The sequence below is a fragment of the Streptomyces sp. NPDC046203 genome, assembly GCF_040646255.1.
In the GTDB taxonomy this organism is placed as follows: Bacteria; Actinomycetota; Actinomycetes; order Streptomycetales; family Streptomycetaceae; genus Streptomyces.
Genome location: NZ_JBEYZX010000034.1, coordinates 60,444 through 80,479 on the forward strand (window position 1 = coordinate 60,444; position 20,036 = coordinate 80,479).

Consider the following 20,036-nt stretch of genomic DNA (forward strand, 5'->3'; position numbering starts at 1 on the left):
CTGCTCTCGCGGACTCGGCCCGGCGTGCTCGCCGCGTCCGTCACCGGCCGGCGAGCAGTCCGCTCGCCAGCCCGATGACCACCGGGGCCACCCCCACCGCCAGGAAGGCGGGCAGGAAACACAGCCCGACCGGCGCCGTGATCAGCACCTGCGCCCGCTGGGCCCGGGTCGCCGCCGCCCGGGCGCGGGCCGCCCGCAGTCCCTCCGCGTGCCGTGCCACGGCCTCGGCCGCGGGGGCACCGGACAGGGCGGCGCGCTCCAGGCACCGGGCCAGGGCCTCGGCGCCCGGTATCGACCCGAACCCGCGCCACACCTCGGCCGGTTCACCGCCGAGCCGCAGCTCCGCCGCCGTACGGACCAGCCGTTCGCCGACGGGTCCGCCCAGCGACCGGCCGACCGCCTCGGCCGCCTCCCCGGGCGCGGCGCCGGCCGAGACACAGGCCGCCAGAAGGTCGGCGGCGAGCGGCAGCCGGCGTTCCATCTCCGCCTGTTCGGCCTCGTTCTCCGGTGTGGCGCGCGTCCGGTGCGTACGCCACCACCACAGGCCCCAGGCGACACCGGCCCCGGCCACCGGTCCCACGAGGCCGCCGATCAGCGCGTACGCCGCGAGCCCCGCCGCACCGGGCATCCCCCAGGCCCGCAGCCGGGGCGGCAGGGGGTGGCGCAGTCGGGCCGGGGCCACCGGCCCGGACCCGGACCCGGACCCGGACCCGAGCAGCAGCGCGAGACATCGGCGCGCCCGCCGTCCCCGGCGCCGTTCGGCCACCGCGCCGGCCACCGTCACCAGCACGCAGACCACCGCGACGAGCCCGGTCACAGCCGTTCACCGCCCCGCACGATCCGGCTCGCCCACCACAGCCCCAGGGCTTCCAGGGCGCCTCCGACGAGCAGACAGCCCAGGCCCGCCGGGGTGTGCAGCAGGACCCGCAGCGGCCGGGCCCCGAGCGCCGCCCCGAGCCCGAGTCCCGCCACCGGCAGGACGGCGAGCACCCCCACGGTGGCCCAGGCGCCGGCCAGTTGGGCCCGCACCCGCTCCCGCTGGTCCCGGTGGGCACGCAGCGCCGTCTCCAGCCGGTCCAGGCCGGCGGCGAGTCCCGCGCCGCCGTCGACGGCGACCTGCCAGCAGGCGGCCATCCCGGCCAGTCCGCCCGCGCCGTCCCGCCGGGCCGCGCGGCGCAGCGCTTCCGGTACGTCCCCGCCGAACCGGGCCGCCGCGAGAACCGCCGCCTCCTGACCGCCGAGCGCCCCGGTCGTCCGCGCCGCGAACGCCAGCGCCTGGGCGGGCTGCCAGCCGGCCTTCAGTTCCCCGGCGACCGCCCCGCACAGGGCCACCACCCGGTCGGCGCGCGCCTCCCGCTCCGCCCGCTCCCGGGTGGTCCGCAGTCCGCGTCCCACCAGCGGGACCGCCGCCGCCCCCGCGAGCAGCGGCAGGGGCGAGGCGCCGAGCAGCGCGACGACGGCCGAACCCGGCAGGCACAGCCACTCCCTCCGGCCCCGCGCCATGCCCCACCAGCGGCCGACGGCCGTGGTCAGCGACGGCGCGCCCGCACCGACCTGTGCCCCGGCCGGCAGAGCGAGGACCGCCCGGGCCCGGCGCCGCCCCTTCCCGTGCCCGTCCGTCCACCACCACAGGGCCACCGCGCACGCCACCGCCGCGCACAGCACCGCCACACTCGTCATCGCGCCGGCCATCGCGCCCGTCGCCGGACCCGTCATCGCGGTCGCCCCCGCCATCGCCGACATCACCGCCATCCCCCTCACCGTCCCCATCGCCGTCCCCCGTCCCGGGCCCTCATCGGGCGCCCTCCCCGATCAGCGACCACAGCCGCTCCCAGCCCCGCTCCCGCGTGAACCCGCCCGCCGCCCAGCGGAGCGCGGGCACGGTCGTGACCAGCCCCTCGCGGTCCCGTTCCAGGACGTGCGCTTCGGCGATCCGCCGATGCCCCGACCGGTCCCGCACCAGGTGCAGCACCACCGACAGACCGGCTCCCAACTGGCTGTGCAGGGCGGCCCGGTCGAGCCCCGCCGAGGTGCCGAGCGCCTCCAGCCGGGCCGGTACGTCGGCCGCCGTGTTGGCGTGGACGGTCCCGCAGCCGGCGTGGCCGGTGTTGAGGGCGGCCAGCAGATCGACCGCCTCAGGACCCCGGACCTCGCCGACCACGAGCCGGTCCGGCCGCATCCGCAGGGCCTGGCGCACCAGGTCCCGCAGGGTCACGAGACCAGCGCCCTCCTGGTTGGGCGGCCGGGCCTCCAGGCGCACCACATGCGGGTGGTCGGGGCGCAGTTCGGCCGAGTCCTCGGCGACGACGATCCGCTCGCGCGGGCCCACCAGGCCGAGCAGGGTGGACAGCAGGGTGGTCTTGCCGGATCCGGTGCCTCCGCTGACGAGGAACGAGATCCGGGCCTCGATCAGGGCCCTCAGCAGCGGCTCGCCGCCGGGCGGGACGGTGCCCGCCTCGGTCAATTCGGCCACGGCGAAGGCTCTCGGCCGCACCACCCGCAGCGAGAGACAGGTCGAGCCGACGGCGATCGGGGGCAGCACGGCGTGCATCCGGGTGCCGTCCGGAAGCCGGGCGTCCACCCAGGGCCGGGCGTCGTCGAGACGGCGGCCTGCCACGGCCGCGAGCCGCTGGGCGAGCCTGCGGATCGCCGCCGCGTCCCGGAAGGTCACCCCGGTCGGTTCGAGTCCGGTGCCGCGGTCCACCCAGACCCGGTCGGGCGCGCAGACCAGCACGTCGGTGACGCGGGGGTCGGCGAGCAGGGGTTCCAGGGGGCCGGTGCCGACGAGTTCGCTGCGCAGTTCCTCCGCGGCGCCGAGCACTTCGGTGTCGCCCAGCAGACGCCCCTGGGCCCGCAGCGCGGCGGCGACCCGGGCCGGGGTGGGGTCCGCGCCGCTCTGCGCGAGCCGTTGGCGCACCGCGTCGAGCAGGGCCGGGCCGCTCATACCGCACGCTCCGCGAGGAGGGCGCGCTCCCAGAACCCGGCGCAGAACCGGCCGAGTCCGCCGCGGGCGTCGGCGCCCGGTGGCGGGCCGCCGTCCCCGGCCGTCGCGGGCCCGGGTTCGGCGGGGAGTTCGCCGACGAGGGGCAGCCGGAGGGCGTCGGCGATCCACCGTTCGTCGAGGCCGGGGGCGTACGGCCCGCGGACGACCACGCGCAGGTCGCGCAGCACCCGGCCGGTCGCCCTGGCCACCCGGTGGGCGGCGGCGACGGCGCGCAGTTCGCCGGGGACGATCAGCAGTCCGAGGTCGAGCTGGGCGAGGATCTCGGTGGCGGTGGCGTCGATCCGGCGGGGCAGGTCGACGACGACGGCGCCGCCCCGCCTGCGGGCGGCCGCGAGCACCGAGCGCACGGCCTCGGGCGGTACGGGGACGGGGTCGCCGCGGTCCCAGCTGAGCACCCGTACGCCGCGTACCAGGGGCAGGGATTCCTCCAGGGCGGCGCCCGCCACGCGGCCTTTCGACGCGGCGAAGTCGGGCCAGCGCCGGCCTTCGGCGCGCTCGCCGCCGAGCAGGACGTCGAGTCCGCCGCCGAGCGGGTCGCCGTCGACGAGCAGGGTGCGCCGCCCGGTCCGCGCGGCGGCGAGCGCGAGGGCGCAGGACAGGGTCGAGGCCCCGGCGCCGCCGCGACCGCCGAGGACGCCGACGGTCAGGGCGGGCCGGCCGACGCCCTCGGCGGCGTCGGCGAGCAGGTCGACGAGCCGGCTCTCGTCGCGGGGCAGGTCGAGGACGCTTTCCGCGCCGATCTCGACGGCGCGCCGCCATTTGCCGGGGTCGTCGCCCAGGTCCCGGCCGACGAGCAGGACGCCCGGCCTGCGGGTGGCGCCCCGGCAGCGGCTCGCCGCGTCGTCGCCGACCAGGACGAGGGGTGGGCGGGTCCAGCCGGAGCGGGGTTCGGGCACGGCGTGGAACACCTCGGGTTCGGCGCCGGCCGCGGCGCACAGCCGCAGCAGGTCGTCCAGGAGCGCGAGGTCCTCCGTCACGATCAGCGGGCGGGCCGCCCGCGCCGCCTCGCGCCCGGAAACGGGGCTCGTCGTGGTCCCGGCGCGGTCCGGTCCGTTGTCCGGGCGGGCGGCCGAACCGTCTCCCCGCGTCCTTCCGCGAGCGGTCGATCCCTTCATGGCGCACACTCCTCGTGTGATTCCGGCGGTTCGCGGACTTCGCGACCGGAATCACCGTGCAGCCATCTCGGAAATCTTGTGGATCTTGCTGAAAAACTGTGGATAACCCACCGGTTGTGAATAACTTCTCCACCCGAACCGGTACTGCCCGGAGAGCACCCCGTCGACTACGCTGAGTGACGAATCGGGGTCGGTCTCGGCCTCGTGCCGTCTACCCGTGCGCGGGCCAAGGAAGGGGTGGCAATGACGAGTCGACGGGCGAAAACCGCTCCGGACATGCGACGACCCCCGCCGGGGGGGGAGAGCGGGGGTCGTCTCTCCGGCCGACTCGGGGGGGGGGGGAGGAGCCGGACCGGGTTAGCACGGTCGCGAACGATCCGTGACTTCCATGGTGTACCCGAGAGCCTTCTCAGGCAAACCCACGCGCCCCAGCGTACGCCGAATGGCGGGCACCTATGCTCGGGCTCGTGGAAAACCACTCGATGCCGCGCGCAGCAGCCTTCTTTGACCTGGACAAGACGGTCATTGCGAAGTCCTCGACGCTGACCTTCAGCAAGTCCTTCTACCGGGGCGGACTGATCAGTCGCCGTGCCGCACTGCGGACGGCGTACATCCAGTTCGTGTTCCTGGTGGGCGGAGCCGATCACGACCAGATGGAGCGGATGCGTGAATATCTTTCCGCGCTCTGCAAAGGCTGGAACGTCGCACAGGTCAAGGAACTCGTGGCCGAGACCCTGCACGACCTGATCGACCCGATCATCTACGACGAGGCCGCCTCCCTCATCGAGGAGCACCACGCCGCCGGCCGCGACGTGGTGATCGTCTCGACCTCCGGGGCCGAGGTCGTCGAGCCCATCGGCGAGATGCTGGGCGCCGACCGGGTCGTGGCGACCCGGATGGTGGTCGGCGAGGACGGCTGCTTCACCGGCGAGGTGGAGTACTACGCGTACGGCCCGACCAAGGCGGAGGCGGTCCGGGAGCTGGCCGCGTCCGAGGGCTACGACCTGGCGCGTTGCTACGCGTACAGCGACTCGGCGACCGACCTGCCGATGCTGGAGGCCGTCGGCCACCCGTTCGCGGTGAACCCGGACCGGGCGCTGCGGCGCGAGGCGGTCGCGCGCGAGTGGCCCGTGCTGGTGTTCGACAAGCCGGTCCGGCTGAAGCAGCGGCTGCCCTCGATGCCCGCCCGCCCGGCGCTCGTGGCCGCGGTCGCCGTGGGCGCGGCGGCCGTCACGGCCGGACTCGTCTGGTACGCCGGACGCCGCCGCCGGAGCTCCGCCGCCCGCTGCGCCTAGGCCGTGTCTGGCAAAGAGCGCCGTCCGCCCGAAGGGCGGGGTGCGCGGCGTCCGGTGCACTGCGCTCGCTTCGCTCGCTCCGTCTCGGCGCTTGATTCATCCTTCGGATGCCGAGCAGCAATCGCAAGGCGGAGGGTTGTCCTCGTACTGGATGTACTTGGACAACCCCGACAACGCAGCGTGGGGGCACCTCCCGTGCCCGAAGGGCTACGGGGGAGTGCGTGCCGGGCGTCGCGCACCAGGCGGGATTTGTCAGACGCGGCCTAGGGCCCGTCCGCCGTACCGGGCCCGGGGCGCGAAGGCCGCGAAGACCCCGGGCCGGGCGGATCGTTCCGCCCCGTTCCGCGAGGAAAGCAAAGAAGCGGAGTCAGGACTTTCGCTTCTTTCCGGACAGGAGTAGAAAGGAATCAGGCCCGCGAGACCTGGGACATCCGAGAGGATCACCTGTTGAGCAAGAAGGCCCCACGGACCTGACGCACAGAAACCTGGCACCCACGCGACGTCGACCCTTCGATTAAGGGCCAGCCGCACCAGGCGAAGGGCAAAGCAACCCCGCCTGATGGGCACATCACGAGGACGCTTGGTAACTGGGTGGACGTGCCAGCGGCGGTACCGGAACCGGTACCGCCGCAACCCTGTGCGCAGAACTTCCGGGCGGCTCAGGCCGCTCCGCGCTGCAGTGCCTCGCAGACCGCCGTCGACTCGCGTACCCCGAGTTCGACCGCGCGCCCGCAGTGCGTGATCCAGGCGGCCATGCCCTCCGCGGTCCCCGAGACATAGCCCTCGAAGGCGGCCAGGTAGGCGTCCCGCCCCAGTTCGGCGTGGCCGACCTCGGCCGGGCAGATCGACTTGGGGTCGAGACCGCTGCCGACCAGCACGATCCGCTCGGCGGCCCGTGCGATCAGCCCGTTGTGGGTGGTGAAGGGGCGCAGGGCGAGCAGTTCGCCGTGCACCACGGCCGCCGTGACCAGGGCCGGGGCCTCGCCACCCGCGATGATCAGTTCCGCGAGCCCGTCGAGCCGGCCCGAGACCTCCGCCGACGTCGGCAGCGGCGCCTTGATCAGCGGCTCGTCGACCGGCTCGCCGGCCTGTCGCGGACGGCCCGTCGAGTCGAGCGGCTCACCCTCGGCGACCAGGTGCAGCCGGGCGAGCACCCGCAGCGGCGACTGGCGCCAGATGGAGAGCAACTGCCCGCCCTCGGCGCTCAGTCGCAGTGCCGCGCCCACGGTGCGGGCCTCCGGGTCGGCGCTGAAGTCGGTCCGGCGGCGGACCTCTTCCAGGGCCCAGTCGGCACCGGCGAGCGCGGCCGAGCCGCGCGCCCCGCGCAGTGCCGCCTCGGAGGTGATCTCGTTGCTGCGGCGGCGCATCACGCGGTGGCCGTAGACCCGGTCGACCGCCTTGCGTACGGAGTCCACCGAGTCGGCGACGCCCGGCAGGGAGCCGAGGGCGGCCAGGGGGTCAGAGGCGTGCGTACTCATAAGTAGGGAGGCTACGCGCCCCGGGCCGCCGCCCCACGTTGGAGTGGTCTTCTTCACGCACCTTGACCACGGACCGCAGTACGGCTACTACGCTAGGTGAACATGAAGATCGCTTTCGTAGGGAAGGGCGGGAGTGGCAAGACCACCCTGTCCTCCCTCTTCATCCGACACCTCGCCACCACCGGAGCCCCGGTCGTCGCGGTCGACGCGGACATCAACCAGCACCTCGGCGCCGCGCTCGGCCTCTCCGACGAGGAGACCGCCGCGCTCCCCGCGATGGGGGCGCATCTGCCGCTGATCAAGGAGTACCTGCGGGGCGCGAACCCGCGGATCGCCTCCGCCGACACGATGATCAAGACCACCCCGCCCGGGGAGGGGTCGCGGCTCCTCGGGGTGCGCGAGGACAACCCGGTCTACGACGCCTGCGCGCGGCCGGTGGCACTCGACGACCAGGGGATCCGGCTGATGGCCACGGGGCCGTTCACCGAGTCGGACCTCGGCGTGGCCTGCTACCACTCGAAGGTCGGCGCGGTCGAACTGTGCCTGAACCACCTGGTGGACGGGCCCGGCGAGTACGTGGTGGTCGACATGACGGCCGGCTCCGACTCCTTCGCCTCCGGCATGTTCACCCGCTTCGACATGACGTTCCTGGTCGCCGAGCCGACCCGCAAGGGCGTCTCGGTCTACCGCCAGTACAAGGAGTACGCGCGGGACTTCGGTGTCGCCCTGAAGGTCGTCGGCAACAAGGTGCAGGGCGAGGACGACGTCGACTTCCTGCGCGCCGAGGTGGGCGACGACCTCCTGGTGACGGTCGGCCACTCGGACTGGGTCCGCGCCATGGAGAAGGGTCGCCCGTCCCCGTTCGCGGCCCTGGAGGACCGCAACCGGGCGGCTCTGCGCGCGCTCCAGCGCACCGCCGACGACTCGTACGCGCACCGCGACTGGGAGCGCTACACGCGTCAGATGGTCCACTTCCATCTGCGCAACGCGGAGAGCTGGGGCAACGCACGGACGGGGGCCGACCTGGCGGCGCAGGTCGACCCCTCCTTCACGCTGTCCGAAGGGCTCAGTGCGGTGCAGCCTGCTTGACGCCGGCCTGCTTGGCCGCCGGGGCCCCCGCCGGAGCGGCGGGCTTCGGGGCCAGGAAGGACGTCCAGCCGCCCGGCGGGGCCTCGCCGACCTTCAGCGTGTGGAGCTTGGCGAGGACGGCCGGGTCCTGGTCGTCCAGCCAGTCCGCGAGCTGGCGGAAGGAGACGCACTTGACGTCCTTCTGCACGCAGACCGTGGAGATGGTGTCCTCGATGGCGCGCATGTACGTGCCGCCGTTCCAGGACTCGAAGTGGTTGCCGATGATCAGCGGCGCGCGGTTGCCCCGGTAGGAGCGCTCGAATGCCTCGACGAGGCCGTCGCGCATCTGGTTGCCCCAGTAGTCGTGCTGGGACGGGTCGCCCTGGGTGGCCGTCCCGGACTGGTTGACCATGAAGTTGTAGTCCATGGACAGGGTCTCGAACTCGCGGCCGGGAACCGGGACGAGCTGCATCGACAGGTCCCACAGACCGTGGTCCTTCTTGGGCCAGATCTGGTCGTTGACACCGCTGGTGTCGTAGCGGAAGCCCAGCTGCGAGGCGGCCTTGACGAAGTTCTTGCGGCCCTCCAGGCACGGGGTGCGGGCGCCGGCCAGTTCCTTGTCGTAGTCGAAGGGCAGCGGCTGCTCCGCCTTCAGACCGGAGTTGGTCTTCCAGTGCTTGACGAAGGACTTGGCCTGGTTGATCTCACTCTTCCACTCGTCGACCGACCAGGTGCCCACTCCGCCGTCCTCGCCGCAGAAGTGGCCGTTGAAGTGGGTGCCGATCTCGTTGCCCTCCTCCCACGCGCCGCGCAGCTCGCGCACAGTGTCGCGGATGCCCTGGAGGTCGTTGAAGCCGATGTCGGAGCGGCCCGGGGAGTGCTGCGGCGGGTTGTAGAGGTGACGTTTCTCCTCAGGCAGCAGATACACACCGCTGAGGAAGTATGTCATCGTGGCGCCGTACTTCTTGCCCACCTCGCGAAAGTGCGAGAAGAGCTTCTGGCTGTCCTCGCCCGCGCCGTCCCAGGAGAACACCACGAACTGCGGGGGCTCCTGTCCCTGCTTCAGGCGCGCCCAGGTGGGCTGGTGGGGCTGGGTGCCGGTGAAGGCGGTGGAGCCGTCGCCGATCAGACGCACCGCTCCCTGCGGGGCGGCGGCCCCCTTCTTCACTCCGTCCGCGCCCGAAGTGCCCTTCTGGGCGGGGCCGCCCGAGCCGGAGCAGCCGGCGAGACCGGCCGTCAGGGCGACGGTGAGGGCGCCGAGGGCAAGCGCCTTCCTCTGCGCGGTGGTTCTGCTCCTGCCCCGTCTCGCGTTCCTTCTCCCGGTGGCTGACATCCGCCCGCCTCTCTTCGGATTCTCCGATTTACGTACAAGCGGCGTCAACGTCGCACCCGAGAAGCCGAAGGGCGTCAACGACAAGCGGCATGGCTACGTTCTGTCACCGGAACCAGTGAATCGTTGACCTATTTGCCCTGTTTTTCCTGCCAGAGTCTTTACTCTCCATTACCATTCATTTACCGAGCGTTGATCGGTGCCCCGCCATCGCACCCCGCACGAGCCGCGTCCGCGGCCGACCCGGAGGAGACGGGAAATGACTCTCTGCAGCCCCGGTACACCCACCCGCACGACCAACCGACCACGCGCCCAGCGGCCCCACGCGCCGCCGGGCGGACCACGCCGCTTCGCCCTCGCGGGCGCGGACGTATCCGCGTCCCTCGCCGTCTTCCTGATCGCGCTGCCGCTCTCCCTCGGCATCGCCCTCGCCACCGGAGCACCGCTCCAGGCCGGCCTGGTGGCCGCCGCCGTCGGCGGCATCGTCGCCGGCCGTCTCGGCGGCTCCCCGCTCCAGGTCAGCGGCCCCGCCGCCGGACTGACCGTCGTGACCGCCGAGTTGATCCAGCGCTACGGCTGGCGCACCACGTGCGCCATCACGGTGCTCGCCGGATTCCTCCAACTCGGCCTCGCCGCCCTGCGGGTGGCGCGCACCGCCCTCGCCGTCTCCCCCGCCATCGTGCACGGGATGCTCGCGGGCATCGGGGCCACCATCGCCCTCGCCCAGCTGCACATCGTGCTCGGCGGCAGCCCCCAGAGTTCCACCGTCGACAACGTGCTGGGCCTGCCCGCCCAGTTGGCGCACGCCTCGGGCGCCTCGCTCGCCGTCAGCGCGCTCACCGTCGCCCTGCTGCTGCTCTGGCCACGACTGCCCGGCGGCCGTACGGGACGGCTGTTGCGCCGCGCGGTTCCCGCCGCGCTCGTCGCGGTCGCCGCCGCCACGGCACTCGCCGCGGGGGCGGGCCTCCGGGTGCCCCGGGTCGACCTGCCGTCGTGGAGCGGCCATGTACTGCCCGGGCTGCCCGAGGGCCCGGTCCTCGGGATCGCCGCCGGGGTGCTCACCATCGTCCTGGTGACCAGCGTGCAGTCGCTGTTGTCCGCCGTCGCCGTCGACAAACTCGCCGCCCGGCGTGCCGCCGCCGGGGCCGCCGGAGCCACGGACGACCCGGCGACCGACCCGGCGACTGACCCGGCGACCGGCAAAGGTTCAGGAGACCGGCCGGCCGCCCCGCCCCGTTCCGACCTCGACCGCGAACTCGCCGGGCAGGGGGCGGCGAACATCGTCTCCGGGGCGCTCGGCGGTCTGCCGGTGGCCGGGGTCGCCGTGCGCAGCGTCGCCAACGTCTCGGCGGGCGCCGTCAGCCGTCACTCCACGATGCTGCACGGCGTCTGGATCGTCCTCGCGTCCCTGCTCCTCGTCCCGGTCCTCGACCTCGTCCCGCTGCCCGCGCTGGCCGCCCTGGTGATGGTGGTCGGGATCCAGATGGCCGGCATCACCCATCTGCGTACGGTCACACGCCATCGCGAAGTCCCGGTGTACGTGGTGACGTCGGCGGGCGTGGTCTTCCTCGGGATCCTCCAGGGGGTGGGCCTCGGCGTCGCCGCTGCGGTGGCCGTCGCGCTGCACCGGCTGGCCCGCACCCGGATCACCAGGGAGAAACGGGGCGGCTCCCATCTGGTGAGGATCAAAGGCCAGTTGACCTTTCTCGCGGTACCCCGGCTGAGCCGGGCCCTGCACCAGATCCCGGCGGGCGCCGACGCCGTCGTGGAACTGGAGGGCTCGTTCATGGACCACGCGGCGCACGAGACGCTGCACGACTGGCAGACCACGCACCGGGCCTTCGGCGGCACCGTGGCGACGAACGGCCCGGCCGGGGAGCCGACCGCCGAACGGCCGCCGCCCAAAGGGCTTTTCAAGGCCGCCCCGACAACCGGCCCGGCGGCGGACTCGACCCCCGGCCCGACGCCCGACCCGACAGCCGGCCCGGCGATGGACGCCGGCGCGCGGCCCGTCGGGCATCCGCGCCGCCCCTGGACGCCCTGGCCCGGCCACCGGCACGGCGAGGGACCCCGCACCGCCGGCGGCCCCGAGGCGCCGCCGGAATCGAAAAGCGCCACCGGGCACCGGCTGGCGAGCGGTGTGGGTGCTTTCCAGCGGGACACGGCGCCCCTCGTCAGAGCCGAGCTGGCGCGGCTCGCCCGGGACGGCCAGCGGCCGACCCATCTCTTCCTGACCTGTTCCGACTCCCGGCTGGTCACCAGCATGATCACGGCCAGCGGGCCGGGCGACCTGTTCACCGTGCGCAATGTGGGCAATCTGGTGCCGCCGCCCGGCGAGGAGAGCGGGGACGACTCGGTGGCGGCCGCGATCGAGTACGCGGTGGAGGTGCTGCGGGTCGAGTCGATCACGGTGTGCGGCCACTCCGGCTGCGGCGCGATGCAGGCCCTTCTCCAGGGTGCCGCGGACGGCGCGCCGACCCCGCTGCGCCGCTGGCTGCGGCACGCCCGGCCGAGCCTGGCCCGGATGCGGAACAGACGCCACGCCTGGGCCCGGATCGCGGGACGGCTGCCGGCCGATGAGATCGAACAACTGTGCCTGACCAATGTGGTGCAACAGCTGGAGCACCTGCGGGCGTACCCGTCGGTGGCACGGAGACTCGCCGAGGGCAACCTGAGCCTGCACGGGATGTACTTCCACGTGGGCGAGGCCCAGGTCTATCTGCTGGCCCCGGACGCCGCGGAGGTTTACGGGTACGACGACGTGTTCACACATGTACCGCCCGCTCCTGACGCGCCGGACACGAGCGACCCGAACGCCACCACCACCCCGACCGACCCGATCGGCCCTCCCGGACGGACGGAGAAAGACCTGAAAACCGCTCCCGTTTCCTGAACCGTCCGTTCCGCTCGCGCGTGTAAGTGGATGGCCCCCACTCTCCCCCGCCCGGGAGAGCGGGGGTCACGTTCGCCCGTACTCATAGGTCTAAACCACTTGCCCGGAAACTCTTGCCACCCGGGCGTCTGGCTGGTGAGCTAGGCGGCGGGACACAAGGCACATAAGGCGCCCTGGGAAAGGGAGAAGTCGTGAGCAACGAATCCTTGGCCAACCTTCTGCGCGAGGAGCGGCGATTCACACCGCCCGCCGAGCTGGCCGCGCACGCCAATGTCACGGCGGAGGCGTACGAGCAGGCCAAGGCGGACCGGCTGGGCTTCTGGGCCGAGCAGGCGAAGCGGCTGACCTGGGCCACCGAGCCCACCGAGACCCTCGACTGGTCGAACCCGCCGTTCGCCAAGTGGTTCGCCGACGGCGAGCTGAACGTCGCGTACAACTGCGTGGACCGGCACGTCGAGGCCGGTCACGGGGACCGGGTGGCCATCCACTTCGAGGGCGAGCCCGGCGACAGCCGCGCGATCACCTACGCCCAGCTCAAGGACGAGGTCTCCCGGGCGGCCAACGCGCTGCTCGAACTCGGCGTCCGCAAGGGCGACCGGGTCGCGGTCTACCTGCCGATGATCCCCGAGGCCGCCATCACGATGCTGGCCTGCGCCCGCATCGGCGCCGCCCACTCGGTCGTCTTCGGCGGCTTCTCGGCCGACGCCGTCGCCTCCCGGATCCAGGACGCCGACGCCAAGCTGGTCGTCACCGCCGACGGCGGCTACCGCCGCGGCAAGCCGTCCGCGCTCAAGCCGGCGATCGACGAGGCCGTGACCAAGTGCCCGCAGGTCGAGCACGTCCTGGTGGTCCGCCGTACCGGCCAGGACACCGCCTTCACCGAGGGCCGGGACGTCTGGTGGGACGACATCGTCGCCCGCCAGTCGGCCGAGCACACCCCGGAGGCGTTCCCGGCCGAGCACCCGCTGTTCATCCTGTACACCTCGGGCACCACCGGGAAGCCGAAGGGCATCCTGCACACCTCCGGCGGCTACCTCACCCAGGCCGCGTACACCCACCACGCGGTCTTCGACCTCAAGCCGGAGACCGACGTCTTCTGGTGCACCGCCGACATCGGCTGGGTCACCGGCCACTCGTACATCGTGTACGGGCCGCTGGCCAACGGCGCGACCCAGGTCATGTACGAGGGCACCCCGGACAGCCCGCACCAGGGCCGGTTCTGGGAGATCGTGCAGAAGTACGGCGTCACGATCCTCTACACGGCGCCGACCGCGATCCGCACGTTCATGAAGTGGGGCGACGACATCCCCGCCAAGTTCGACCTGTCGTCGCTGCGCGTCCTCGGTTCCGTCGGCGAGCCGATCAACCCCGAGGCATGGGTGTGGTACCGCGAGCACATCGGCGGCGGCCGCTGCCCGATAGTGGACACCTGGTGGCAGACCGAGACCGGCGCGATGATGATCTCCCCGCTGCCCGGCGTCACCGAGACCAAGCCCGGCTCGGCCCAGCGCCCGCTGCCCGGCATCTGCGCCACCGTCGTCGACGACGAGGCGCACGAGGTCCCGAACGGGGGCGGCGGCTACCTGGTGCTCACCGAGCCGTGGCCGGCGATGCTCCGCACCATCTGGGGCGACGACCAGCGCTTCATCGACACCTACTGGTCCCGCTTCGAGGGCCTGTACTTCGCCGGCGACGGCGCCAAGAAGGACGAGGACGGCGACATCTGGCTGCTCGGCCGGGTCGACGACGTCATGCTCGTCTCGGGCCACAACATCTCCACCACCGAGGTCGAGTCCGCGCTCGTCTCCCACCCGGCCGTCGCCGAGGCGGCCGTGGTCGGCGCCGCCGACGAGACCACCGGCCAGGCGATCGTCGCCTTCGTCATACTGCGCGGCACGGCGACCGAGGACGACGGCCTCGTCGCCTCGCTCCGCGACCACGTCGGCGCCACCCTCGGCCCGATCGCCAAGCCGAAGCGGATCCTCCCGGTGGCCGAACTGCCGAAGACCCGTTCCGGCAAGATCATGCGCCGTCTGCTGCGCGATGTCGCCGAGAACCGCGAGCTGGGCGACGTGACCACGCTGACGGACTCGTCGGTCATGGACCTCATCCAGACCAAGCTGCCGTCCTCGCCCACCGAGGGCTGACCGGAAAAGCGCGGGTGAGCGCCCGTCCCGGAGATCCGGGGCGGGCGCTTTCACGTGGCCCGCGACCGCTTCGGCGGCCGGTGGCCGCCCCGGGTGGTCCCGCCCGCCGGGGGCCCGTCGCACACGGCGTACGGAGATCACCGCGCGCGGCCGGGCTCGTTTGGGTAAGGTAGAGGTTTATCTAGGTGCGCCGGGAAGTCTGGTCGGCATGCGATGCGTCATGCCCACCCACCGGAGGTACACCCCGTGCCCGCGCCCACCACCCGCAAGTTCCTCGGCCGTCTCCCGCTCCCTGAACGCCGGTTCCTCACCGACGCCCTGCGCACCGAGACCGTCGGCGGGATGCTGCTCCTGATCGCCGCCGTCGTGGCACTCGTCTGGGCGAACACCCCGCTCCAGGAGAGTTACGCGGCCATCCGGGACTTCCACTTCGGCCCGGCGGCCCTGGGGCTCCATCTGTCGGTCCAGCACTGGGCCGCGGACGGGCTGCTCGCGGTCTTCTTCTTCGTCGCCGGTGTCGAGCTCAAGCGCGAAATGGTCGCGGGCGAACTGCGCAATCCCCGGGCCGCCGCGCTGCCCGTCATCGCCGCGGTGTGCGGCATGGCCGCCCCCGCCCTCGTCTACACGCTGGTCAACGCGATCGGCGGCGGCACCCTCGACGGCTGGGCCGTACCCACCGCCACCGACATCGCCTTCGCGCTCGCCGTCCTCGCCGTGATCGGCACCTCGCTCCCCTCCGCGCTGCGCGCCTTCCTGCTCACCCTCGCGGTCGTCGACGACCTGCTGGCCATCCTGATCATCGCGGTCTTCTTCACCAGCGACCTGAACTTCGTCGCCCTTGGCGGCGCGGTGGCCGGTCTCGCCGTCTTCTGGGTGCTGGTGCGCAAGAACGTCCGCGGCTGGTACGTGTACGTGCCGCTCGCGCTCGTGATCTGGGGCCTGATGTACAACAGCGGCATCCACGCCACCATCGCCGGTGTCGCCATGGGTCTGATGCTGCGCTGCACCCCCCGCGAGGACGAGGAGCACTCCCCCGGCGAGCGGGTCGCCCATCTGATCCGCCCCGTCTCCGCTGGTCTCGCGGTGCCGCTGTTCGCCCTGTTCTCGGCCGGGGTCACCCTCTCCGGGGGTGCCATGAGCGATGTCTTCACCCAGCCCGTCACGCTCGGCGTGTTGCTCGGACTGGTGGCCGGCAAGGCCTTCGGCATCTTCGGCGGCACCTGGCTCACCACCCGTTTCACCCGGGCGGAGCTGAACCCCGATCTGCGCTGGCCCGACGTCTTCGCGCTCGCCACCCTCGCCGGCATCGGCTTCACCGTCTCGCTGCTCATCGACGAACTGGCCTTCGCGGGCGACGCCACCCTGACGGACGAGGTCAAGGCGTCCATCCTGATCGGCTCGCTCATCGCCGCCGTCCTCGCCTCGATCCTGCTGAAAATGCGGGTCCGCCACTACCAGGCGCTGTGTGCCGAGGAGGACCGTGACGAAGACCACGACGGTGTTCCCGACGTGTACGAGCAGGACGACCCGGCGTACCACCTGAGAATGGCCGAGATCCATGAACGGAAGGCCGCCGAGCACCGTGAGCGCGCCCGACTGGCGGGGGCATCGCGCGACGAGGGCGACCGTCCGGCATGATCTGAGAGCCACTAACCGGCCCGTAAGGGGAGAAGAGGGAGCAGCCATGAGCGACCCGTTCGACGGAACCGAGCGCAGCCTCGGCCAGCTGGTCGCCTCGGCGACCGCCGAGATGTCCGCACTGGTGCACGACGAGATCGCCCTGGCCAAGGCGGAGATCAAGCGGGATGTGAACCGCGGCCTGCTCGGCAGCGCGATCGGCATCATCGCGGTCGTGATGCTGCTGTTCTCGCTGCCGATGCTGAGCTTCGTGCTGGCATATGCCATCAACACCTGGACCGGCGGTCACAACGGCAACGGCGGCTGGAACCTCCTCTGGTGCTTCGGGCTCTCCTTCATCGCGAACGTCCTGATCGCCGTGGTGCTCGGGCTGATCGCGGTCGCCAAGTTCAAGAAGATCAAGAAGCCGGAGAAGTCCCTCGCCTCCGCCAAGGAGACCGCCGCGATCGTGCAGAACGTGAAGCCGCACCCGCGTCCGGCCACCGTCACGGTCCCGGCGACCCAGGACAAGTCCGCGTCTGTGGCACGCTCCTCCGCATGACCGTCCCCGAGAGCAGCGGCGCCGGCGGCGCCGGCCCGGTCCGTATCGACGGACCCTGGACCCATCGCGACGTCGCCGCCAACGGCGCCCGTTTCCACATCGCCGAGATGGGCGACGGGCCACTGGTGCTGCTGCTCCACGGCTTCCCGCAGTTCTGGTGGACCTGGCGGCACCAGCTGCCCGCGCTCGCCGAGGCCGGGTTCCGCGCCGTGGCGATGGACCTGCGGGGCGTCGGCGGCAGCGACCGCACCCCGCGCGGTTACGACCCCGCCAACCTGGCCCTCGACATCACCGGCGTGGTGCGCTCGCTCGGCGAGCCCGACGCGGCGCTCGTCGGCCACGACCTGGGCGGCTATCTCGCCTGGACGGCCGCCGTGATGCGGCCCAAGCTGGTGCGCCGTCTCGTGGTCTCCTCGATGCCGCACCCGCGCCGCTGGCGCTCGGCGATGCTGTCCGACTTCGCGCAGACCCGCGCCGGCTCGTACGTATGGGGCTTCCAGCGGCCGTGGATTCCGGAGCGTCAGCTCGTCGCGGACGAGGGGGCGCTGGTGGGCCGGCTCATCGAGGACTGGTCCGGTCCGCATCTGAAGTCCGCCGTCGACGACGAGGCGCTGGCCGTCTACCGGCGGGCCATGTGCATCCCGTCCACCGCGCACTGCTCGATCGAGCCGTACCGCTGGATGGTGCGGTCCCTGGCCCGGCCCGACGGCGTCCAGTTCAACCGGCGCATGAAGCGGCCGGTGCGGGTGCCGACGCTCCATCTGCACGGCTCGCTGGACCCGGTGATGCGCACCCGCAGCGCGGCCGGCTCCGGTCAGTTCGTGGAGGCGCCGTACCGCTGGCGGCTCTTCGACGGCCTCGGGCACTTCCCCCACGAGGAGGACCCGGTGGCGTTCACCACCGAGCTTGTCAACTGGCTGAAGGACCCTGAACCGGACCGCTGAGGGGGCCGTTGACGCACGGGCGTACGCCGATTCGCCATGTGCCCCGCGCATACGCCAATTGGCGGGCCCCCAGGCGGTTACCGACCTTGGGGCCCGGGCACACGTCCCGGTATGAGCTGGACGCACGACTACGGTGAAACGGCACGCGACCGCCGCTCGATCGGCGCATCCGACACCCCCGAGCGGGGTGGCGGACAGAACCAGGGCCACGCGCATCCGGCGCGGGACGTGGGCATCTCACGCATCCTGCGCCGTCGTGCCCGCTGGGTCTCGGCGCGGCTGCGCCACACCCGTTCGTAGCCGCGCGCCCATCCGCTCCCGCGCGCTCGCTCACCACCGCGCGCGCTTCCCGCTCCCGTACGCGGCGGCCGGCCGTACCGACGCCGCTTCCCCCGTACGGGAGCCCTCACGTCCTTGAGAGCATCGGCGGGCAGGGCGCTCCTAGAGCGCGCAGCCCTGGCTGTCGACCTGCTGGACCGCGCTCCGGCCCCGGACGATGTCGTCGCGGATCTCGTCGGCCGTCAGGGCGTAGCCCGTCTGGGCGTCGTCGAGGGAACGGGCGAAGATCACGCCGTACACCTTGCCGTCCTCGGTGAGCAGCGGCCCGCCGGAGTTGCCCTGCCGGACGGTCGTGAAGAGCGAGTAGACGTTTCGGCGCACCTCGCCGCGGTGGTAGATGTCCGGGCCGTCGGCGCTGATCCGGCCGCGGACGCGGGCCGAGCGGACGTCGTAGCCGCCGTTCTCCGGGAAGCCGGCCACGATGGCGTCGTCGCCGCTGCGGGCGTCCTGGTCGGTGAACTGGAGCGGCTTGGCCTCCAGGTCGGGGACGTCCAGGACGGCGATGTCGCGCTGCCAGTCGTAGAGCACGACCTTCGCGTCGTAGAGCTTGCCCTCGCCGCCGATCTGCACGGTGGGCTCGGCGACGCCGCCGACCACATGCGCGTTGGTCATGACGCGGCGGTCGGCGAACACGAAGCCGGTGCCTTCGAGGACCTTGCCGCAACTGGGCGCGGTGCCGACGACCTTGACGATGGAGCGCTGGGCGCGGGCGGCGACGGGGCTGCCCGCGAGGGTCGGGTCGGGCGGCAGGACCTCGGTGATCTGTTCGTTGGTGAAGGGGCTGAAGACCTGCGGGAAGCCGTTCTGGGCGAGGACCGAGGAGAAGTCGTCCAGCCAGCCCGGCGCCTGAGCGGGCATCACCTGGGAGACCCCGAGCAGCACCTTGGAGTCGCGGACCTCCTTGCCCAGGGTGGGTATGGCGGTACGGGCGAGCGCGGAGCCGATCAGCCAGGCCACCAGGAGCATGGCGACGACATTGACCAGCGCGCCGCCGGTGGCGTCCAGGGCGCGGGCGGGGGCCAGGGTGATGTGCACCCGCAGCTTGCTGCCGAGGTGGGTAGTGAACGCCTGGCCGACGGAGGCGCAGACGATGACCACCATGACGAAGACGACGGTCACCGCCGTGGTGACCTGGCTGTGTTCGGTCAGCTGGTTCCACAGGATGGGCAGCAGCGATACGGCAACGAGACCGCCGCCGAGGAAGCCGATCACGGACAGGATGCCGACGACGAAGCCCTGGCGGTAGCCGATGACGGCGAACCACACGGCGGCGAGCAGCAGCAGAATGTCCAGCACGTTCACCGTCGGTAGCCTCACATGTTCGTCTTCGGTCGCCCGGCCCAGCCTGTCACGACCGGATGTCCAGCGTGACCTTCCTGGTGTGATCCCAGGGCCGCTCCCAGCCGGCGTAGTGCAGGATGCGGTCGATCACTCCGGCGGTGAAACCCCAGACCAGGGTGGAAGCGACGAGGAACGCGGGGCCGTCGTGGATTCTCGGATGGACCGCCATGACACGGTTCGCGGGGTCCGTGAGATCCGCCACGGGGACGGTGAAGACCCGGGCGGTCTCGGCGGGATCCACGACTCCGACCGGGGTCGGCGTGCGCCACCAGCCGAGCACGGGGGTGACGACGAAGCCGCTGACCGGGATGTAGAGACGGGGCAGCACCCCGAAGAGCTGCACGCCGGACGGGTCGAGGCCGGTCTCCTCGCGTGCCTCGCGCAGCGCGGCGCGCAGCAGACCGCCGTCGGCCGGGGCGCCGTCCTCGGGGTCCAGGGAGCCGCCGGGGAACGACGGCTGCCCGGCGTGCTTGCGCAGGCTGCCGGAACGCTCCATCAGGAGCAGTTCGGGACCGCGCTCCCCGTCGCCGAAGAGGATGAGCACGGCGGACTGCCGTCCGCCGCCGTCCTCGGGCGGCAGGAAGCTGCTCAGCTGCCCCGGCTCGACCCTGCGGGCCACGTGGTCGACCGGCGCCAGCCAGCCGGGCAGCCCGTCCCGGCTGAGCAGCCCGCCCGTTCCCTGAATCTCTTCACCCGTGCGCGTCATTGGCACCCCCGTGATCTCACAACGCGGTCGGCGTCCTCATTCGTTCCCCCGCCGCCGTCTTCCGGCGCAGGTTCGCTCCTGTGGGGGACACCGGGCCGGGCCCGGCCCTTCGCCGGCTGGGAGCAGGAGAGCCGGCTCGTCGACCTCGGCGGCGGCAGCAACCTGGTCCGGTACGGCCTCGACGACGCGCAACTACG

16 protein-coding genes are annotated in these 20,036 nt (G+C 72.5%); 8 read left to right on the forward strand and 8 right to left on the reverse strand.

What is annotated here, in order from left to right; all coding sequences use genetic code 11:
- Positions 1–40: 40 nt before the first annotated feature.
- The 4 genes from ABZ990_RS22565 to ssd are packed head-to-tail and all read right to left on the reverse strand — an operon-like array spanning position 41 to position 4,119.
- On the reverse strand, positions 41–817 hold the full coding sequence (locus tag ABZ990_RS22565) for a type II secretion system F family protein (RefSeq protein ID WP_361234319.1): 777 nt from the start codon (positions 815–817) through the stop codon (positions 41–43).
- The gene (locus ABZ990_RS22570) at positions 814–1,743 is read right to left on the reverse strand and encodes a type II secretion system F family protein (RefSeq protein ID WP_361234367.1); all 930 of its coding nucleotides are present in this window, start codon (positions 1,741–1,743) and stop codon (positions 814–816) included. Before ABZ990_RS22570 ends, ABZ990_RS22565 begins: the two co-directional genes overlap by 4 nt.
- A 49-nt stretch (positions 1,744–1,792) precedes the next feature.
- The gene (locus tag ABZ990_RS22575; protein WP_361234322.1) at positions 1,793–2,944 is read right to left on the reverse strand and encodes a TadA family conjugal transfer-associated ATPase; all 1,152 of its coding nucleotides are present in this window, start codon (positions 2,942–2,944) and stop codon (positions 1,793–1,795) included.
- Complete coding sequence (gene ssd, locus ABZ990_RS22580) at positions 2,941–4,119, reverse strand: septum site-determining protein Ssd (protein ID WP_361234325.1); 1,179 nt, start codon at positions 4,117–4,119, stop codon at positions 2,941–2,943. Before ssd ends, ABZ990_RS22575 begins: the two co-directional genes overlap by 4 nt.
- A 455-nt stretch (positions 4,120–4,574) precedes the next feature.
- Between ssd and ABZ990_RS22585 the strand changes: the two genes are divergently transcribed.
- On the forward strand, positions 4,575–5,414 hold the full coding sequence (locus ABZ990_RS22585; protein ID WP_361234328.1) for an HAD-IB family hydrolase: 840 nt from the start codon (positions 4,575–4,577) through the stop codon (positions 5,412–5,414).
- Between the two features lie 659 nt (positions 5,415–6,073).
- On the opposite strand, the gene ABZ990_RS22590 is transcribed toward ABZ990_RS22585, so the two are convergent.
- Positions 6,074–6,892 (reverse strand): oxidoreductase, encoded by an 819-nt coding sequence (locus ABZ990_RS22590; RefSeq protein ID WP_361234331.1) that lies wholly within the window; start codon positions 6,890–6,892, stop codon positions 6,074–6,076.
- Between the two features lie 102 nt (positions 6,893–6,994).
- Here ABZ990_RS22590 and ABZ990_RS22595 point away from each other — a divergent pair, with 102 nt between their 5' ends.
- The gene (locus ABZ990_RS22595) at positions 6,995–7,981 is read left to right on the forward strand and encodes an ATP-binding protein (RefSeq protein WP_361234334.1); all 987 of its coding nucleotides are present in this window, start codon (positions 6,995–6,997) and stop codon (positions 7,979–7,981) included.
- Here ABZ990_RS22595 and ABZ990_RS22600 read toward each other — a convergent pair.
- Complete coding sequence (locus ABZ990_RS22600; RefSeq protein ID WP_361234336.1) at positions 7,959–9,293, reverse strand: hypothetical protein; 1,335 nt, start codon at positions 9,291–9,293, stop codon at positions 7,959–7,961. The genes ABZ990_RS22595 and ABZ990_RS22600 overlap by 23 nt on opposite strands.
- A 256-nt stretch (positions 9,294–9,549) precedes the next feature.
- Here ABZ990_RS22600 and ABZ990_RS22605 point away from each other — a divergent pair, with 256 nt between their 5' ends.
- The 6 genes from ABZ990_RS22605 (at position 9,550) to ABZ990_RS22630 (ending at position 17,753) form a co-directional block, all read left to right on the forward strand.
- Entirely contained in the window at positions 9,550–12,183 is a 2,634-nt protein-coding gene (locus ABZ990_RS22605) for a SulP family inorganic anion transporter (RefSeq protein WP_361234339.1), read from the forward strand.
- Positions 12,184–12,374: 191 nt separating this feature from the next.
- The gene (acs, locus tag ABZ990_RS22610; protein WP_361234342.1) at positions 12,375–14,330 is read left to right on the forward strand and encodes an acetate--CoA ligase; all 1,956 of its coding nucleotides are present in this window, start codon (positions 12,375–12,377) and stop codon (positions 14,328–14,330) included.
- A gap of 213 nt (positions 14,331–14,543) precedes the next feature.
- Positions 14,544–15,968 (forward strand): Na+/H+ antiporter NhaA, encoded by a 1,425-nt coding sequence (gene nhaA / locus ABZ990_RS22615; RefSeq protein WP_361234345.1) that lies wholly within the window; start codon positions 14,544–14,546, stop codon positions 15,966–15,968.
- Between the two features lie 46 nt (positions 15,969–16,014).
- A complete protein-coding gene (locus ABZ990_RS22620; RefSeq protein ID WP_361234347.1) occupies positions 16,015–16,509 on the forward strand; it encodes a phage holin family protein in 495 nt (164 codons plus the stop codon).
- Positions 16,506–17,453 (forward strand): alpha/beta hydrolase, encoded by a 948-nt coding sequence (locus ABZ990_RS22625; RefSeq protein ID WP_361234350.1) that lies wholly within the window; start codon positions 16,506–16,508, stop codon positions 17,451–17,453. The genes ABZ990_RS22620 and ABZ990_RS22625 overlap by 4 nt, the downstream gene beginning before the upstream one ends.
- 111 nt (positions 17,454–17,564) lie before the next feature.
- Positions 17,565–17,753, forward strand: coding sequence for a hypothetical protein (locus ABZ990_RS22630; RefSeq protein ID WP_361234353.1), 189 nt, complete (start codon positions 17,565–17,567; stop codon positions 17,751–17,753).
- Between the two features lie 141 nt (positions 17,754–17,894).
- On the opposite strand, the gene ABZ990_RS22635 is transcribed toward ABZ990_RS22630, so the two are convergent.
- Both ABZ990_RS22635 and ABZ990_RS22640 read right to left on the reverse strand, forming a co-directional pair.
- Positions 17,895–19,094: a MarP family serine protease gene (locus ABZ990_RS22635; protein WP_361234355.1), complete on the reverse strand. Its 1,200-nt coding sequence runs from the start codon at positions 19,092–19,094 to the stop codon at positions 17,895–17,897.
- A gap of 46 nt (positions 19,095–19,140) precedes the next feature.
- A complete protein-coding gene (locus ABZ990_RS22640; RefSeq protein WP_361234358.1) occupies positions 19,141–19,839 on the reverse strand; it encodes a CoA pyrophosphatase in 699 nt (232 codons plus the stop codon).
- Positions 19,840–20,036: the final 197 nt, after the last annotated feature.

What these genes read in the sequence shown, in the direction of transcription:
- ABZ990_RS22570 (WP_361234367.1), bottom strand. Translation starts at nt 1,743, where the DNA reads ATGTCGGCGATGGCGGGGGCGACCGCGATGACGGGTCCGGCGACGGGC.
- ABZ990_RS22575 (WP_361234322.1), bottom strand. Translation starts at nt 2,944, where the DNA reads ATGAGCGGCCCGGCCCTGCTCGACGCGGTGCGCCAACGGCTCGCGCAG.
- ssd (WP_361234325.1), bottom strand. Translation starts at nt 4,119, where the DNA reads ATGAAGGGATCGACCGCTCGCGGAAGGACGCGGGGAGACGGTTCGGCC.
- ABZ990_RS22585 (WP_361234328.1), top strand. Translation starts at nt 4,575, where the DNA reads ATGCTCGGGCTCGTGGAAAACCACTCGATGCCGCGCGCAGCAGCCTTC.
- ABZ990_RS22590 (WP_361234331.1), bottom strand. Translation starts at nt 6,892, where the DNA reads ATGAGTACGCACGCCTCTGACCCCCTGGCCGCCCTCGGCTCCCTGCCG.
- ABZ990_RS22595 (WP_361234334.1), top strand. Translation starts at nt 6,995, where the DNA reads ATGAAGATCGCTTTCGTAGGGAAGGGCGGGAGTGGCAAGACCACCCTG.
- ABZ990_RS22600 (WP_361234336.1), bottom strand. Translation starts at nt 9,293, where the DNA reads ATGTCAGCCACCGGGAGAAGGAACGCGAGACGGGGCAGGAGCAGAACC.
- ABZ990_RS22605 (WP_361234339.1), top strand. Translation starts at nt 9,550, where the DNA reads ATGACTCTCTGCAGCCCCGGTACACCCACCCGCACGACCAACCGACCA.
- nhaA (WP_361234345.1), top strand. Translation starts at nt 14,544, where the DNA reads ATGCGTCATGCCCACCCACCGGAGGTACACCCCGTGCCCGCGCCCACC.
- ABZ990_RS22620 (WP_361234347.1), top strand. Translation starts at nt 16,015, where the DNA reads ATGAGCGACCCGTTCGACGGAACCGAGCGCAGCCTCGGCCAGCTGGTC.
- ABZ990_RS22625 (WP_361234350.1), top strand. Translation starts at nt 16,506, where the DNA reads ATGACCGTCCCCGAGAGCAGCGGCGCCGGCGGCGCCGGCCCGGTCCGT.
- ABZ990_RS22630 (WP_361234353.1), top strand. Translation starts at nt 17,565, where the DNA reads ATGAGCTGGACGCACGACTACGGTGAAACGGCACGCGACCGCCGCTCG.
- ABZ990_RS22640 (WP_361234358.1), bottom strand. Translation starts at nt 19,839, where the DNA reads ATGACGCGCACGGGTGAAGAGATTCAGGGAACGGGCGGGCTGCTCAGC.